Below are 16,501 nucleotides of genomic sequence, written 5' to 3'. Positions count from 1 at the left end.
TTAAAAAAGAAAGTTGAATTTCTCGAGTATACACTAATATATAGAAATAAGCGCGTAATAGGAGGTGAGATAATGGAAAGAAAAAAAGTTGTAATAATAGGTGCTGGTCCAGGTGGTTTAGCAACAGGATTACTTTTATCTAGTAAAGGATACTCTGTTAAAATTTATGAAAAAAAATCTTATGTAGGGGGAAGAAATTCATCCTTTAATTTAGGAGAATATAAATTTGATTTAGGTCCTACATTTTTTTTAATGCCACAAGTTTTAGAAGATATATTTATTGAAGCTGGAGAAAGATTAGATGAGCGAGTGAATTTAATTGAAATAAATCCAATGTATAGATTAAAATTTTATGGATTAGATGACTTCAATCCATACTCATATAACAAGAAATTTCTTATGTATGGAGAGATGGAAAAAATATTTCCCTATAGTTCAAAATCTTATGATAAATATATGAATAGGGAGTCCAAAAAGTTTTCAAAATTAGAGCCTTGTTTAAAAGTTCCATATCTTTCTTTAGTTGATTATTTAAAACCTAATTTCTTAAAAGCTCTTCCATATTTAGATGCTCATAAATCAATATATGATGTTTTGGGAAACTACTATAAAGAGGAAGAGTTAAAATTATCGTTTACTTTTCAAGCTAAATATATTGGTATGTCCCCATGGATTGCTCCTGGAACTTTTTCTATGATCTCATATCTTGAACATAAATATGGAGTTTTTCACATTGAAGGTGGATTAAATAAAGTTTCTAAAGTAATAAGTGAACTTATTATAAAAAAAGGAGGAGAGATATTTTTAGATACTCCAGTTAAAGAGATTTTATTTGAAGATAAAAAAGCTATTGGTATTAAACTAGATAATGGTGATATTATAGAGAGTGATTCTGTAATAATAAATGCCGATTTTTCAACGGCAATGAAAAATTTAATTCCAGAAGAGTTAAGGAATAAATATTCTAATAAAAATTTAGAAAAGAAAAAATATTCTTGTTCAACGTTTATGCTATATATAGGCGTGGATAAAATCTATAAAAATATTCCTCACCACAATATAATTTTTGCAAAAGATTATAAAAAAAATGTTAAAAAAATATCAGAGAATAAATCTGTTGGTGGAGACTTTTCTTTCTATATTCAAAATCCTTCAGTCACAGATTCAACATTAGCTCCTAATGGTAAATCTTCAGTTTATGTTTTAGTCCCTGTAGCTAATAATAATTCTGAGATAGATTGGGAATTAGAAAAAGATGATTTTACTCAACTACTATTAGATAAAATAGAGAAAATAGGAGAGTTTAAAGGAATAAGAGATCATATTGAAGAGTTGAAGATAATAACACCTAACAATTGGGAAATAGATTATGATGTGTATAAAGGTGCTGTTTTTAATTTATCGCACAATATAATGCAGATGTTATGGTTTAGACCGCATAATGAATTAGAAGGATATAAAAATCTGTTTTTAGTAGGTGGAGGAACTCATCCAGGAAGTGGACTTCCTACTATTTATGGTTCAGCCAAAATAGTAGCTGATTTAATAGATAAAAAATAGGTTAGAAAATCTAACCTATTTTTTTATGAAGAAAATAATTTTTTCAGAAGATAGTTCTAAAGACAATGTGTAACCAAGGCCGTTAAAATTTTTAATCTCTTCTAGACATGATATTTTATTTTCAATAAGATAATTAAGTAAAGCTCCTCTAGCTTTTTTAGCTTCTGTACTAATATTTTTTATTTTATCTCCATCACACTGTCTAAACTCAATATCTATTACATTAAAAACTTTTCTATTTAAAATTTTAGAAAATTCATTTGATGCAATATTGATAAAAGTTTCATCTTTAAATTGTAGTAAATACTTTTCTATATCCTCTCTCCAAAAATCATATGGAGATACTTCAAGTATTTTATTTGTCATATCTAAACGATATGGTCTTATTGAAGTACAGGCATTTAACACTCCATATAAAGCAGAAAAAATAAAAACATTGTCTCTCATGTATTTGTAGCTTTCTCTAGAAAAGTTTTCTAAATTCAATTGTTTATAACTAACACCATCATAAAGAGATATTGCCTCTCTCTCCTCTTGATTATAAAAATTACTATATATATTTAAAACATCATCTAATATTTTACCTTTTATTTTTAATTTAGTTGAAATATCCTCTTGAGAAAAATTTTTTAAAACTGATATTAAAAAGTCTGTCTTATCTTTAAATGGAATATCTATAACATCGCTGTCCTCAGAATATTTAAAAGTTTTATATTGCATTCCCTTACTTGGGGAAAAAAACAATTTCATTAAATCACCTCCACATAATAGTTATTATAACATCTTTTTTTTTACTTAAAAGAGGATTTATAAAAAATTAACTATATATTTATAGCTTTTCATTGTATAATTATAGAATATAATATGTGATTAAATGGAGGTTACCGTGGATCAAAGAATTGAAATACTAGCAAAAAATTTAGTTACTTACTCATGTAGAGTAGAAAAAGGAGAAAAAGTTTTAATTGAGTCTATTGGAGAGGATTCTAAGAATTTAGTTAAGGCTTTAGTAAAAGAAGTTTACGCTGCTGGAGGACATCCTTTCGTAACAATAAAAGATCAAAGTGTAACAAGAGAACTTTTAAAAGGTATGGATCAAACACAAGCGGAATTAATGGCAAAATATGAATTAGAAAGAATGAAAGACATGGATGCTTATATTGCTATTAGAGGTTCTGAGAATGCATCAGAACTATCTGATATAGATTCAGCTAAAATGAAAATATATACAGATTACTTTATGAAGCCAGTTCATTTATCAGAAAGAGTTAATAATACAAAATGGGTTGTACTAAGATATCCAAATAACTCAATGGCTCAACTTGCAAATACATCTTTAGAATCTTTTGAAGATTTCTACTATAATGTTTGTAACTTAGATTATTCGAAAATGAGTAGAGCTATGGATTCATTAACAGCACTTTTAGATAGAACAGATAAAGTTAGAATTGTTGGACCTGGAACAGATTTAACATTCTCTATAAAGGATATCCCATCAGTAAAATGTTGTGGACTTAGAAATATTCCTGATGGAGAGGTTTACTCAGCACCAGTTAGAGATTCTATAAATGGAGTTATATCATACAATACACCATCTGTTTATCAAGGAACAACTTTTGAAAATGTTTGTTTCAGATTTGAGAATGGAAAAATTGTAGAAGCTACTTCTAATAATACTGAAAGATTAAATGAAATTTTAAATACAGATGATGGTGCAAGACATATAGGTGAATTTGCAATAGGTGTAAATCCATATATTTTAAAACCTATGAAAGATACACTATTTGATGAAAAAATTGCTGGAAGTATTCACTTTACTCCAGGACAAGCATATAAATTAGCTGATAACGGAAATAAATCAGCTATACATTGGGATTTAGTTCTAATTCAAAGACCAGACTTTGGTGGTGGAGAGATTTGGTTTGATGATGTTTTAATTAGAAAAGATGGTATCTTTGTAATTGAAGAGTTAGAAGTATTGAATCCAGAAAATTTAAAGTAGTAGGAGGATTTAATAATGAATATACTTATGGCACTTTCACAGTTAGAAGTAACTGGTGCTGAGGTGTACGGAACGGTTCTAAGTGATGAACTTATTAGGAGAGGGAATAAAGTTTATATAGTTTCAGATACTTTAACTAAACCTACAAACGCACAATATGAAAAAATAGAATTCAATAAAAGAAAACTTAAGGATAGAGTCAGTCAAGTTAGAAAACTTCTTAAGATTATAAAAGAAAAAGATATCCAAGTTGTACATGCCCATTCAAGGGCATCATCTTGGAGTTGTGCAATAGCTTGTAGAATAGCAAAGATTCCCCTGATTACAACAATACACGGGAGACAACCTGTGCACTTGAGCAGAAAATTAGTTAAAGCATTTGGAGATTACTCTTTAAGTGTTTGTGAAAATATAAGAGATCATATTGTTAATGATTTAAAAGTTAAACCTGAAAATATAACTGTTCTTAGAAATATGATTAATACAAAAGAGTATCAAAAGAGCTCTTTTGCTGATATTGAAAAGAATCAAAAGGTTATATCAATAATTGGAAGATTATCTGGTCCTAAAGGAGATGTAACTTATAACTTACTTGATATTTTACATAGAAGAAAAGATTTTAAGATTCAGGTTATTGGAGGAAAAGAGGTTCCAGCAAGATTTAAAAAGTTCACAGGGAATGTTGAATTCTTAGGGTATGTAAATAATGTTTCTGAGAAAATAAGAGAGTCTTCTATTGTTATAGGAGCTGGAAGAGTTGCAGTTGAAGCTATTCTTTGTGAAGTTCCAGTGTTAGCAATAGGTGAAGCTGAATCTGTAGGAATAGTAACTTTAGACAGATTAAATACAGCTTTAAAATCTAACTTTGGTGATATCTCTTTAAATCATGCTCCAACATTTAGATGGACAGATGTAATTCCAGAAATTGATAAAGGATTCAATATAAATAAAGACGATTTGAAAACTTTAAGAGAAAGAGTTATAGAGGAGTTTTCAATAGAGTCTATAGTTGAAAATATTGAAAAAATTTATCAAAGAGAGATTGTAAAAAAGAAAAAATATGAGATGCCTGTTATTATGTATCACAGAGTTATAAAAGATGAAAGTGAGAAAGGTGTTCACGGTACTTATGTAACCGTTGAGCAGTTTGAAGAGCAGATGAAATATCTTAAAAAGAAAGGATACGAAACTGTAACTTTTAAAGACTTGCTAAATAATAGGTATAAACAAAGATTTGATAAAGATAAGAAATGGATTATGCTTACGTTTGATGATGGATATAAAGATAATTATGAAAATGCTTTTCCTATCTTGAAAAAATATCAGTTTAAAGGTATTATATATGTACTCGATGGGATAGAGTATAATAAATGGGATGTAGATAATCCTGGAAATCCTGAAAAAAGATTTACTTTAATGAATCAAGATGAACTTCTAGAGATGCAAAACTATGGAATAGAGTTTGGTGGGCATACATCTACTCATCCAAGATTAGCTGAACTATCAACTGAACAGGTAAAGTCTGAGATAATTAATTCTAAATCTAATATCGAAAAGATAATAGGAAGAGAACTGCTATCTTTTGCATATCCTTATGGTAGTTTAAATGAAGAGGTAAAAAGAATACCTCAAGAGGCTGGTTATAAGTTTGCAGTAGCTACTGATTCAGGTAGTATAGTTTTTTCTGATGATTTATTTGAAATTAGAAGAATTGGAATATTTCCAACAAATAATCTATTTAATTTTAAAAGAAAAGTATCTGGGAAATATAACTTTATAAAAGTTAAAAGAGAAGAAAAAAGTTATGGGAAAAAGTAACTTAGGGAGGATTAATATGAAGAAAATATTAATGGGGTTATTAGCATTGACACTTTCTGCTACAGCATTAGCTGAAAATAAATTTGGAATTGGAGCTGGAGTAGGAGTTTCAGACAGTATCTATAAAGGTGCAGAAGATAAAGCATACCCAATGCCATTATTAGATATTAACTATTATGATTTATATGTTAAAGGTGCAACTATAGGATATTCATTTTATAGAGATGACGCCTTTGCTGCGTCACTATTTGTTGATCCATTAGCTGGATTTGCTGTAGATGGAGCTGATTTAGCAAGAGGATACGATAATATAGATGATAGAAAGTTCCAAGCTATGTTTGGAATTAGATTAGATGCTGAAACTGGATTCTATGGAGTTAGAACTGGTCTTTCTGCTCAAGTTGGAGAACACGGAGGAGAGGGAAAAATAAGTGCGTTTAAAGCTTATAGAGTAGATGACAAACTTACAATAGTTCCTTCTATTCACGTTAAAGGATACTCGGGAGATTATACTGATTATTACTTTGGTGTAACTTCAGATGAGGCTAGAAGAAATAGCAAAATTGATAGAGCTTATAAAGCGGATGCAGCTTATTCAATAGGGCTTAACTTAACAGCTGACTATAGATTAACTGACAACGTAGCTCTTATGGCATTTTTAGGTGTTGAGAAATTCAGTAGTGAAATTTCAGACTCACCTATTGTAGACGATGGAGTTTTATATTTAGTAGGAATAGGAGCAAAATACTATTTCTAAAAATTTTAAGGAGAACAAATGAAATACAAAGCAATTATATGTGACTTAGATGGAACACTATTAAATGAGCATCACACTATATCTGAAGAAACAAAAGAAACTATAAGAAAAGTTGTAAATTCTGGAGTGAAGTTTATAATAGCTACTGGAAGACATCACAATGATGCAATAACATTTAAAGATATGTTAGAGTTAGATAGTTTCTTAATCACTTCAAACGGTGCTAAGGTGCATGACTATAATAACAAAGAGATTATATCTCACAATATTCCAGCTCACTTATCTAAGGAGTTATTAAACTATAACTATAATGAGAACTTACATAAGAATGTTTATTTAGATGAAGAGTGGTATGCTGAAAAACCTTTAGAGGAAGCATTAGTTTTCCACAAAGAGTCTGGATTTCATCATGTAATAGCTCCTTTCCAATCTTTAGTAGGAAAAGAGATTACAAAATTTTTCTTTATATGTGACGATGAAGAGCATATCTCTGAGTTAGAGAAAAAATTAAGAAAACAATTCCACCAGGGATTAAATATCACTCTTTCACTTGGATCTTGTTTAGAGGTTATGAGAGAGGGAGTTTCAAAAGCTAGTGCAATAGAGGAAGTTTTAAAAGCTGAAGGGATTGATCTTAAAGAAACAATCGCTTTTGGAGATGGATTAAATGACCTTGAAATGCTATCATCTGTAGGAAAAGGATTTATCATGGGAAATGGAAGTCCAAGACTAAAGGCTTTATTACCTGAAAATGAAGTAATAAAAACAAATGCAGAAAATGGAGTAGCAAAGAAACTTCAAGAGATATTCTTATAAAAAGATTATATAAAATAGAAAGGAGAGAGAAGACTTAACTTCTCTCTCCTTTTGTATATTTAGAAATTGAATAATCTTTGGAAGAATCCTTTTTTCTCCTCTTTCTTTTGTTGTTGAGGTTTTTGTTGTTTTTGCTGTTGAACTGGTTGAGTAACTTGTTGTGTAGCTGGACCAGTTACTTCTTCAGAAGACATAGCTTCATTTTTTGAAGTTGTCTCTTGAGTAGGAACATAGTATCCAAGAACACCTGCAATACCATTTGCATATTTACTATCTTTTTCAACTGCAATTCTTCCTCTTCTTAATAAGAAAGTTTTATCAGAAGGACTACCGTTTAATAATCCAGATATAGGATCTAACTCTTGATAAGTTAAATCTCCATTTTTAACATGGTTATCTAAGAATGTAAATGTAGTTGGAGTGTAGTAACCTTTTTCAATAATCTCTTGGTAGAAATTTTTCCAAAGAGGTGCTGCTACTCCCCCTCCTGTTGCTTTATATAAAGGATCATTGTTATCATATCCAACATATATTGTTGTAACATAATCTGGAGTCATACCTGAGTACCAAACTGTTCTAGAATTATTTGTAGTACCAGTTTTTCCTCCTTGTTCAATAGGAACATTATTTATTTTAACTTGAGCACTTCTACTTGTTCCCTGCTTAACAGAGTTTTTCATCATATTAGTCATAAGAGCAATATCTGCACTTTCAAATTTTTGTTCTATTTGAGGTTTAGCCTCATATAGAGTATTTCCAAATTTATCAGATACCTTTGTAACATAGAATGGTTTAATTGAATATCCACCATTTGCAAAAACCGCATATGATTGAGCTACCTGTAAAGGAGTTCCCTCTGTTGTTCCTAAAGCTGCTGTTAAGTTATTTGGTACAACAAATCCAGCATCAATTTTCTTCATAGTATCCATAAGAGCTGGAATTCCAACTTTATTTAAAAGTTTTATAGAAACTATATTTTGAGATTTATCAAAACCTTGCATTAAAGTCATACCGTTATAATATCTCTCTCCAAAGTTTCTAGGAGCCCAAGTTCCAAATACAATTCTTGAATCTTCTACAACTAAATTTTCTTCAAAACCTTTTTCTAAAGCTGTGTAGTAAATAAAAGGTTTAAAAGATGAACCTACTTGACGTTTAGCTTGAACTGCTCTATTGAAGTTACCAGTTTTAAAGTTCTTTCCACCGATAATACTTATAACTTCTCCATTTTTAGCGTCAATAGTTACCATTGCACCTTGAAGTTTTTTATCATTTTTTAAACGTGGATAGTTCTCAAATTTATCTTTAGCAACTTTTTGAATATTTAAATCCAAAGTAGTTTCAACAAGAAGTCCATCATTATAAATTTGTTTTTCTTCAAAATTTTCAAATAGAAACTTCTGAACTAAATCTGTAAAGTCAGGAGCGTTAAATTCTATTTTCTTATCAAGAGCATCATAAATTATTGTAGTGTTCTTATCTTTAAAATCTTTTGATGAAGCTTTTGATTCATTGACAAACTTATGATTCAAAGCTTCATTATATTCAGCTTCGGTTATTAAACCAAACTTTTCCATTTGTTTTAATATAAGTTTCTGTCTAACTAAAGATTTCTCTAAATTAGTTCTTGGATTGTACATATTTGGTCTATTTGGAATTCCTGCTAACAGAGCAGACTCAGCTAGATTAACATCATTAACATCTTTTCTAAAGAAGTTATGAGCAGCTGTTTTTACACCATAAGCACCAGAACCGAAATAAATTTCATTTAGATACTTCTCCATTATTTCATCTTTTGTATACTTTCTTTCAATTTCAAATGTGATTATAATCTCTTTTATTTTTCTAGAGAACTTTTTTTCATGAGACAGAAAAGCATTTCTAGCTAATTGCTGAGTTATTGTACTTCCACCCTGAGCTGCTCTTCCAGATTTTAAGTTAACTATAGCAGAACCTAAAATTCTAAATGGATCAATTCCATAGTGTGTTAAAAACTGTCTATCCTCTATGGCTATAAAAGCATTTTGTAAATTTTGTGGTATATGTTCTATCCCCACAGGTTCTCTTGTTTCTTTTGAAATAACATCAATTACTTGTCCATTTCTATCATAAATTGTAGTAGGAATAGGAGGACTATAATTCTCAACTAGCTCTGAAACATTTGGTAGTTCTTTATAGTATTTATTTACTAAAAGACTTGCTCCAATCCCTCCAACAATACCTAAAGATACAATAAATATGGCAACATACTTAAGAATTTTCCATTTCATAAAATATCTCCATTTTAATTATTTTAGATTTTTTTGTCTTAATTGTCCACAAGCACCGTCTATATCAGTTCCCTTTTCTCCTCTAACAGTTACGTTTACTTTTCTAAAATCTTTTAAGTAATTGAAGATTTTTTCAATTTTCTTTTGAGAAGGTCTTTGGTAATCTTTTCCATCTACTGGATTACATGGAATAAGATTTAATATATGATCAAAGTTGTGAACGAAGTCAGCTAAGTAAGCAATATCGTTATCAGAAACGTTGAAGTCATTGATTAAGATATACTCAAAAGTGATTCTTCTTTTAGTTTGTCTTTGATACTCTTGTAATATTGGGAATAAATCCTCTAATGGATATTTTGTATTAATTGGCATTAACTCGCTTCTCTTTTCATCAATAGCACTGTGTAAAGATATAGCTAATTCTACTGGGATTCTCTCTTCTAATAACTTCTCAATTCCAGGAATAATTCCAGAAGTTGAAATTGTAATTCTTCTCTTAGAAACGTTTACTCCTTTTTCACTTGATAAGATATCAATAGCTTTTATAACATTATCAATGTTAAGCATAGGTTCTCCCATACCCATAAATACAATGTTGTTAATTTGTAATCCTTGCTTTAATAGTCTTCTTTCAATTGTATAGAACTGGTTTGTAATCTCGTGTACATCTAAGTTTCTTGTAAATCCACCAAGACCTGTGGCACAGAATCCACACTTAACAGCACATCCAACTTGAGATGAGATACAAAGAGTTGTTCTGTCTTTGTGTCTTAAGATAACACTTTCAATTGTATTTCCATCTTCTAATTTAAATAAAAACTTTTCAGTTTTATCTATTTTAGAAACTTGGTGTTTTAATAGGTTTAAGAAAGGGATGTAAGCTTTCTCAGAAAGTAATTCTCTATCCTTTAATGATATGTTTGTCATATCGTTAATATCTCTAACTATTTTTTGGTTTAACCATGTAAAGATTTGTTTTCCGTAAAATTTCTTCATTCCTAAAGAAACTATAAAGTCTGTAAGCTCTTGTTCGTTTAAATTAAGTAAATTTATTTTATTTGACATATTTCCTCCATTGTTACTAATAAATACCTAATTTCCATTATAACAGATATTTCAGACTTTTACAATATATTTGTAATCTCCGCTACTGAAACCTCTCCTTTAAAGTTAGCTCTCTCTCCTTTTCCTCCACCTTTTATGTTTAGAACTTTAGAAAACTCCTTTAATAATTCACCACAGTCAATAGCTTTACTAGATATTACTCCAGCATCTTCCCAAATACCTATAAAAATATAATCACCTGGTATAATTTTATTTAAGTTTGTTATTGTATCCTTATCATCTTTATATACTATATATTTTCTATCATCCTTTTCAATAGCTGAACTTAATAGATCTCTAGATAAAAAATTACAATATTTTAAATTTAACTCTTTAAATCTACTTTCAACTTCTTTCTTTTCGTTATTAAATTTTTCTACCATAGAAATTATTTCGTTATCTCTACAACTAAATATTCTATCTAATTCTTTAATAGTTTTATTTTTTTTAACAAAATCCTCAATAGCTCTCTCTCCACTTAAGAAATAGAATCTAGTATAATTTCCTTTGATTTTTTCAAAACTTATAATTTTGAATACTCTAATCTCTGATATGTCAGATACATGATATCCAGCACAAGCACTTGTATCCATATTATCTATAGTTATAATTCTAACATCACCAGTAACTTTATCACTTATTTTTTTTCTAAATGTATCAATAGAGTTAGCTTCATCTCTAGTAACTATTTTTTCTAAAATAGCCCTACCCTCTCCTATAGCACTATTAATTTTTCTTTCTAATTCGTCTACGAAGTTTTCATCTAAATCTTTAGAATCTAAATCCACTGTTGTATAAGTTTCAGTCATTCTAAATCCAACAGTATTTAATCCATAGTCATTATATGCTATAGCAGAAAAAAGATGTTGAGCTGTATGTTGTACCCCTATATCAAAAACTCTATTAGTATCTACTGTATATGTATATACACCTGGAGCAATTTCATTTTCAACTATAATTTTTTTATCATCTATAACAGTTAAAAATTTTGTATCCCCTATATAACCTTGATCTCCTATTTGTCCACCCTTACCGTCTATATATAGATTATGTGACTCTACTTCAATAATCCAATTATCTTTTTCTTTTATACAAGAAAGTATTTTAATCATAGCTCCTCCTAAATGTTTTGATACTTTATTTTATAACGATATCCTAAGTATTTCAATCTATTTCAAGAAAGTATTTTAATTTCATTGTCTATTCAAAAAGTATAGATTGTGTTATACTATATACGAATAGTAAAATAATAATCAATTTAGATAGAGGTGTATATATGACAAGAGAGGAAAAAATTAAAAATACATATTTAGGTGCCCATGTATCTATACAAGGTGGAGTAGCTAATGCTTTTAAAAATGCAATGGCTATAGATGCAAATGGATTTGGAATGTTTGTTAAAAATCAGAGAAGATGGGATGCTAAACCATATACAGAAGATGAAATTTTAGAGTTTAAAGATGCTATGAGAAGATACAAGTTTACTCCAGAGCAAATTTTACCACATGATGGATATCTTATAAACTTAGGAAGTCCTGATGAGGAAAAAAGAGAGAAGTCATTAAATGCTTTTTTAGATGAGATGGAAAGAGTAAATCAATTAGGACTTATATATCTGAATACTCACCCAGGAAGTCATCTAAAAGAGATAAGTGAAGATGAGTGTGTAAAACTTATAGCTGATTCAATAAATAAAGCACATAAAGCTGTTCCAAATGTTATAGTTGTTTTAGAAAATACAGCAGGACAAGGTTCAAATATGGGTTATAAATTTGAACATTTAAGAGATATAATAAATCTTATAGAAGATAAAACTAGAATAGGTGTTTGTTTAGATACGTGTCATACAGTAGCAGCGGGATATGCTCTTTCAACAGAGGAGGAATATAATTCAACTATGGATGCTTTTGAAAATATTGTTGGATTTAAATATCTAAAAGGAATACACTTAAATGACTCTATGTTTGGAGTAGGAAGTAAAAAAGATAGACATCACAGTATAGGAGAGGGAACTCTTGGTATGGACTTCTTTAAAAGATTTATGAATGATGATAGATTTAGAAATATTCCAATAGTTATGGAGACAATAGATGAAACTATTTGGAAACAAGAGATTGAACTACTTAGAAGTTTAGTAGATTAAAAAATAAAGACACAGAAAATTCTGTGTCTTTTTATATATCTGATTTATAGAGATTAGTTTCTCTCTAATGCCTTTTTTACATCTTCTAATGTATCTTCAACCATGTTATCATTTTTACCAATAGCGTTGTAGAAGAATACAACATATTTTCCATCTATTTTTTGTACAGCTTTTCTTCTAGTTGTTCCAGGAACTGAGAAGTATTGAATTCCTCTCTTCTCTCTATTCATTTCCCAATCACCAGATCTATTGTATTTATTATCACCAAAAGCAGTTCTTGAAGTTTGTGGTAAGTCTCTTAATTTAGAATCTATAACAATCTCTCTTTTTCCTAAGTGATTTTTCATAGAAAAAGCTCTTTTTTGATATCCTGTAGTATACATCTTTAATCTATCTTTTAGTGCGTTTGCTTCTTTTCTAGAAACATCTGATGCAAAAGCTAAAGATGAAAGTAATAAAAATCCACATAATAATTTTTTCATAATTTTGTTCTCCCTATTTAGTAAGTTTTCTTATAGCTCTATATAAAGCTTTATCTTTTTCGACTTTTTCCATTTTTCCTAAAAACCAGTTAAGTTCTTGGTCGTTCAGACGAAGTTCATCTTTTATAAACCTTTCTAACTTTTCAACTTCCATAGGTAGTAATTCTTTTTTTAATGAGCTGTTAATCTCTTGTATTGTTCTTCCACCTTCGAAGAAATAAACAAGTTTTTGCCAATTTGTAAAAAGATCTACTTTTCTAAGAAGCATAACTGCTGTATAGTTAAGTTCTGGAAGAGTCTTAAATCCTTTTCTAGATAGAAATGATTTCATCTCATCATTTTTTTCTGTTTCAAAAAGAACCTCTCCAGCTTTTTTAGTATTCATAATTTTAGGTAACTTTGAACTTCTATCTTTTAATCTTAGATATTTTGATAAAGTTAAAGTTTTTGTTTCAAGATAAAAGTCTATTGCAAATTCATTGAAACTCTTACCTTCTGGAATAGTTCCCTCTTCGATGTATTCTATCATTAAATCAATTTTTTTGAAATCAACCATTTTTGTATACCCTCCTGAAAAATAAGAATTAAAATATTTGCTACTTATTATATCACAACTTTAATTAGTTGAACAACTAAAAATTTAAAAATATTATTATTTTTTGTAATTTGTAATTTTGTATTTAAACTCATTTTGAAAAAATATACATATAAAAACTAACCTTAAAAATAAATTAAAAATTATAAAACTTGATTTTATAAATTATAAGAATTATAATTATATTATTACTATTTAGGAGGATTAAAATTGAGATTAGATAAATTTTTAGTAGAGTGTGGAATTGGAAGTAGAAGTGAGGTAAAGAAACTGATATCTTCTGCTGAAATAACTATAGATGGATGTATCTGTAAAGATAACAATAAAAATATAGATGAGAAAAATACAGTTGTAGAGTATAAGGGTAGAAGAGTTGTATATAAAGAGTTTAGATATTACAAGCTATATAAAATAGATGGATATATAACTGCTACTGAAGATAAAAAAGAAAAAACTGTAATGGAACTGTTACCTGAATGGGTAAATAAAAAAGATTTATTTCCAGTTGGAAGATTGGATAAAGATACTGAAGGATTACTTTTCTTTACAAACGATGGGAAGTTAGCTCATGAGTTAACTTCTCCTAAAAAACATGTGGATAAAATATATCGTGTTTCTTTAAGAGATGATATTGGAGAGGGAGAGATTGAAAAACTTGAAGCAGGAGTAGATATTGGTGGTTATATAACTCAACCTGCAAAAGCTGAAATTGTAAACTCAAAGGAGATACTTTTAAATATAAAAGAGGGGAAATTCCATCAAGTAAAAAAAATGTTAAAAGCTGTTGGTAATGAAGTTACATATTTAAAAAGAGAGACTTTTGGAAAATTAACTTTAGAGGATATGGTTCCGTGTGAAGTTAGAGAGATCGAAAGAGACGATGTTATATAATTTTCTATAAATTTCCATAAATAAAATGATAGGACTTTTTTAGGAGGAACATTGAACGAGATAGTTATTAAAGAAAAACATGAAATAAGTACCCAGCGTAGAAAGAAAAAAAGTAAAGAGGAGAAAAAGAGTATATTTGAAATATACAAATCTCCCAAAACAATGAAAGATTATTTTTTCTATCTAAAAGATTTTTTAACTTATGTTTATGATGGTGATTCTCCAATAGAAGGGGATGAGATAATTGAACTTATGACTGGAATAGAGAAAAGTGATATAGAGGATTATTTATCTCATCTTTTAAATGAGCGGGAGATGAAAAAAACATCTGTGAATAAAGTTATATCATCTTTAAAATCTCTTTATAAAGAGTTGGAAAAAAATGGATATGATAATCCATTTAAATATATTGGACTTTTTAAAACAGCAAGAAATTTAGATAATATATTAAAGGTATCTTTTGATGACATAAAAGAGATCTTAAAAAATTATAAAGTGAGTGGAGAAAAGGAGTATAGAAACACTCTTATTTTACACACGCTTTTTTACACGGGAATGAGAAGTCAAGAACTTTTATCTTTGCAGTTTAAACATATATTGAAAAGAAATGGAGAGTATTTTGTAAAATTAGAAAAAACGAAAAGTGGAAGAGAACAATATAAACCACTACATAATTTTCTAATAAACAAAATTGCAGACTATAAAAATTATATAATTAATGTGTATGGAATGGACGAAGATGAGTTAGAAGAGAGATATCTTTTTTGTAGTTCTTTTGAAAAAAATAGACCATTATCATATAGAGCTTTGTATAATGTTATTCAAGAAATGGGACAAGTTATAAATAAAGATATTAGTCCACATAATATTCGTCATGCTATTGCAACTGAACTTTCATTAAATGGAGCGGATTTAATAGAGATTAGAGACTTTTTAGGTCACTCAGATACAAAAGTTACCGAAGTTTATATAAATGCAAAATCATTAATCGAAAAGAAGGTCCTTGATAAAATACCTGTGCAATCTATTGATGAAGACTTTTAAACGATATTTAAAAGCTATATTATTTATTTATACAACTAATTTTAATGTAAATAACTGTTATTCACGAAATGAAACTACATATAATTAACATTATATGTAGTTTATTTTTAACAAATAAAAGATAATTATTATTTCGAATAATTTAAGGAGGTTTTTATATGAATTTTATAGATTTAGATTATGTAAAAGAGATCTATAAACCTAGAGAGTTAGAATCATATAAAGGTGATTTTGGTCATACTCTGATTTTATGTGGAAGTTCTGGAATGGTTGGAGCTGGATTTTTTGCAAGTATGGGTGCTGTAAAATCTGGTTCAGGACTTACAACTTTAGGAACTTATCGTGAAACTTTTGATATTTTCTCTATAAAACTAAACGAAGTTATGTTGCTTAATTTAGATGAGATGAATATATTGGATAATTTAGAAAGATTCTCATCTATAGTTTTTGGAAGTGGATTTGGAATAAATCAAAAAAATGAGCATCTTTTAAAAGAGTTACTTTCAAATTTTCCAAAACCTATAGTTGTTGATGCAGATGGATTAACTATGTTAGCTAAAAATAATAATCTAGATTTTTTAAAAAATAGAACTTATCCTACAATTTTAACACCTCACTATGGGGAGTTTTCAAGACTTACAAATTTAGATATAGAATACATAAAAGTAAATAGAGTAGCCATCGCAAAAGAGTTTGCCCAAAAGTATAATTGTATATTACTTTTAAAAGACCATAAAACTTTAATCACTAACGGAGAAGATATTTTTATAAACACAACAGGAAATAGTGTTATGGCAACAGGAGGAATGGGTGATGTTTTAAGTGGAATAATCGGATCTTTTATAAGTCAGAAATATTCACCTTTAGATGCAACTTTATTAGGAGCATATATACATGGAAAAAGTGGAGAGTATTTTTCAAAAAGTTATCATTGTATAACTCCAACTGATGTAGTAAATATACTTCCCAAAATTATAAAAGGTATAGAGTTTTAAGCTCTATACCTTTATTTTAATCTT

The 16,501-nt window shown here is 28.7% G+C and carries 15 protein-coding genes; 9 read left to right on the top strand and 6 right to left on the bottom strand.

Features of this window, described 5'->3' with window-relative positions; translation table 11 throughout:
* Positions 1–72: 72 nt before the first annotated feature.
* Positions 73–1,560, top strand: a complete 1,488-nt coding sequence (locus MKD34_RS04370) for a phytoene desaturase family protein (RefSeq protein ID WP_240218332.1) — start codon at positions 73–75, stop codon at positions 1,558–1,560.
* Between the two features lie 15 nt (positions 1,561–1,575).
* Here the strand turns inward: MKD34_RS04370 and MKD34_RS04365 are convergent, their stop codons facing one another.
* A complete protein-coding gene (locus MKD34_RS04365; protein ID WP_240218331.1) occupies positions 1,576–2,310 on the bottom strand; it encodes a YaaA family protein in 735 nt (244 codons plus the stop codon).
* 136 nt (positions 2,311–2,446) lie between these two features.
* On the opposite strand from MKD34_RS04365, the gene MKD34_RS04360 reads away from it, so the two are divergent.
* From MKD34_RS04360 to MKD34_RS04345, 4 genes are read left to right on the top strand one after another with little or no spacing between them, the layout of a single operon-like run.
* Positions 2,447–3,562: an aminopeptidase gene (locus MKD34_RS04360; RefSeq protein WP_240218330.1), complete on the top strand. Its 1,116-nt coding sequence runs from the start codon at positions 2,447–2,449 to the stop codon at positions 3,560–3,562.
* Positions 3,563–3,577: 15 nt separating this feature from the next.
* Complete coding sequence (locus MKD34_RS04355; protein WP_240218329.1) at positions 3,578–5,380, top strand: polysaccharide deacetylase family protein; 1,803 nt, start codon at positions 3,578–3,580, stop codon at positions 5,378–5,380.
* A gap of 16 nt (positions 5,381–5,396) precedes the next feature.
* On the top strand, positions 5,397–6,137 hold the full coding sequence (locus MKD34_RS04350) for a MipA/OmpV family protein (protein ID WP_240218328.1): 741 nt from the start codon (positions 5,397–5,399) through the stop codon (positions 6,135–6,137).
* Between the two features lie 18 nt (positions 6,138–6,155).
* Positions 6,156–6,953 carry a Cof-type HAD-IIB family hydrolase gene (locus MKD34_RS04345; protein ID WP_240218327.1) on the top strand — a complete coding sequence of 266 codons (798 nt, stop codon included), beginning with the start codon at positions 6,156–6,158 and terminating at the stop codon, positions 6,951–6,953.
* Positions 6,954–7,012: 59 nt separating this feature from the next.
* Here the strand turns inward: MKD34_RS04345 and MKD34_RS04340 are convergent, their stop codons facing one another.
* From MKD34_RS04340 to MKD34_RS04330, 3 genes are read right to left on the bottom strand one after another with little or no spacing between them, the layout of a single operon-like run.
* Positions 7,013–9,223: a transglycosylase domain-containing protein gene (locus MKD34_RS04340; RefSeq protein WP_240218326.1), complete on the bottom strand. Its 2,211-nt coding sequence runs from the start codon at positions 9,221–9,223 to the stop codon at positions 7,013–7,015.
* An 18-nt stretch (positions 9,224–9,241) separates the two neighbouring features.
* Positions 9,242–10,288, bottom strand: coding sequence for a 23S rRNA (adenine(2503)-C(2))-methyltransferase RlmN (gene rlmN / locus MKD34_RS04335; protein ID WP_240218325.1), 1,047 nt, complete (start codon positions 10,286–10,288; stop codon positions 9,242–9,244).
* A 59-nt stretch (positions 10,289–10,347) separates the two neighbouring features.
* Positions 10,348–11,439 (bottom strand): alanyl-tRNA editing protein, encoded by a 1,092-nt coding sequence (locus MKD34_RS04330; protein WP_240218324.1) that lies wholly within the window; start codon positions 11,437–11,439, stop codon positions 10,348–10,350.
* A 164-nt stretch (positions 11,440–11,603) separates the two neighbouring features.
* Here MKD34_RS04330 and nfo point away from each other — a divergent pair, with 164 nt between their 5' ends.
* On the top strand, positions 11,604–12,470 hold the full coding sequence (nfo, locus tag MKD34_RS04325) for a deoxyribonuclease IV (RefSeq protein ID WP_240218323.1): 867 nt from the start codon (positions 11,604–11,606) through the stop codon (positions 12,468–12,470).
* Positions 12,471–12,523: 53 nt separating this feature from the next.
* Here nfo and MKD34_RS04320 read toward each other — a convergent pair whose 3' ends face one another.
* Both MKD34_RS04320 and MKD34_RS04315 read right to left on the bottom strand, forming a co-directional pair.
* Positions 12,524–12,952, bottom strand: coding sequence for a hypothetical protein (locus tag MKD34_RS04320; RefSeq protein ID WP_240218322.1), 429 nt, complete (start codon positions 12,950–12,952; stop codon positions 12,524–12,526).
* A gap of 13 nt (positions 12,953–12,965) precedes the next feature.
* Positions 12,966–13,508: a hypothetical protein gene (locus MKD34_RS04315; RefSeq protein WP_240218321.1), complete on the bottom strand. Its 543-nt coding sequence runs from the start codon at positions 13,506–13,508 to the stop codon at positions 12,966–12,968.
* Positions 13,509–13,757: 249 nt separating this feature from the next.
* Here MKD34_RS04315 and MKD34_RS04310 point away from each other — a divergent pair, with 249 nt between their 5' ends.
* From MKD34_RS04310 to MKD34_RS04300, 3 genes are all read left to right on the top strand, one after another.
* The gene (locus tag MKD34_RS04310) at positions 13,758–14,438 is read left to right on the top strand and encodes a pseudouridine synthase (protein ID WP_240218320.1); all 681 of its coding nucleotides are present in this window, start codon (positions 13,758–13,760) and stop codon (positions 14,436–14,438) included.
* A 51-nt stretch (positions 14,439–14,489) separates the two neighbouring features.
* The gene (locus MKD34_RS04305; protein ID WP_240218319.1) at positions 14,490–15,482 is read left to right on the top strand and encodes a tyrosine-type recombinase/integrase; all 993 of its coding nucleotides are present in this window, start codon (positions 14,490–14,492) and stop codon (positions 15,480–15,482) included.
* Between the two features lie 158 nt (positions 15,483–15,640).
* Positions 15,641–16,477 (top strand): NAD(P)H-hydrate dehydratase, encoded by an 837-nt coding sequence (locus MKD34_RS04300; RefSeq protein WP_240220008.1) that lies wholly within the window; start codon positions 15,641–15,643, stop codon positions 16,475–16,477.
* Positions 16,478–16,501 lie beyond the last annotated feature (24 nt).

This window comes from Cetobacterium somerae (assembly GCF_022430525.1).
GTDB lineage: Bacteria > Fusobacteriota > Fusobacteriia > Fusobacteriales > Fusobacteriaceae > Cetobacterium_A.
Note: the sequence above shows the minus strand (reverse complement) of the source record. Positions and strands in the feature narration are given on the sequence as shown.

Coding starts and splice junctions, on each gene's coding strand:
- MKD34_RS04370 (WP_240218332.1), top strand. CDS start 73: ATGGAAAGAAAAAAAGTTGTAATAATAGGTGCTGGTCCAGGTGGTTTA.
- MKD34_RS04365 (WP_240218331.1), bottom strand. CDS start 2,310: ATGAAATTGTTTTTTTCCCCAAGTAAGGGAATGCAATATAAAACTTTT.
- MKD34_RS04355 (WP_240218329.1), top strand. CDS start 3,578: ATGAATATACTTATGGCACTTTCACAGTTAGAAGTAACTGGTGCTGAG.
- MKD34_RS04350 (WP_240218328.1), top strand. CDS start 5,397: ATGAAGAAAATATTAATGGGGTTATTAGCATTGACACTTTCTGCTACA.
- MKD34_RS04345 (WP_240218327.1), top strand. CDS start 6,156: ATGAAATACAAAGCAATTATATGTGACTTAGATGGAACACTATTAAAT.
- MKD34_RS04340 (WP_240218326.1), bottom strand. CDS start 9,223: ATGAAATGGAAAATTCTTAAGTATGTTGCCATATTTATTGTATCTTTA.
- rlmN (WP_240218325.1), bottom strand. CDS start 10,288: ATGTCAAATAAAATAAATTTACTTAATTTAAACGAACAAGAGCTTACA.
- MKD34_RS04330 (WP_240218324.1), bottom strand. CDS start 11,439: ATGATTAAAATACTTTCTTGTATAAAAGAAAAAGATAATTGGATTATT.
- nfo (WP_240218323.1), top strand. CDS start 11,604: ATGACAAGAGAGGAAAAAATTAAAAATACATATTTAGGTGCCCATGTA.
- MKD34_RS04320 (WP_240218322.1), bottom strand. CDS start 12,952: ATGAAAAAATTATTATGTGGATTTTTATTACTTTCATCTTTAGCTTTT.
- MKD34_RS04315 (WP_240218321.1), bottom strand. CDS start 13,508: ATGGTTGATTTCAAAAAAATTGATTTAATGATAGAATACATCGAAGAG.
- MKD34_RS04300 (WP_240220008.1), top strand. CDS start 15,641: ATGAATTTTATAGATTTAGATTATGTAAAAGAGATCTATAAACCTAGA.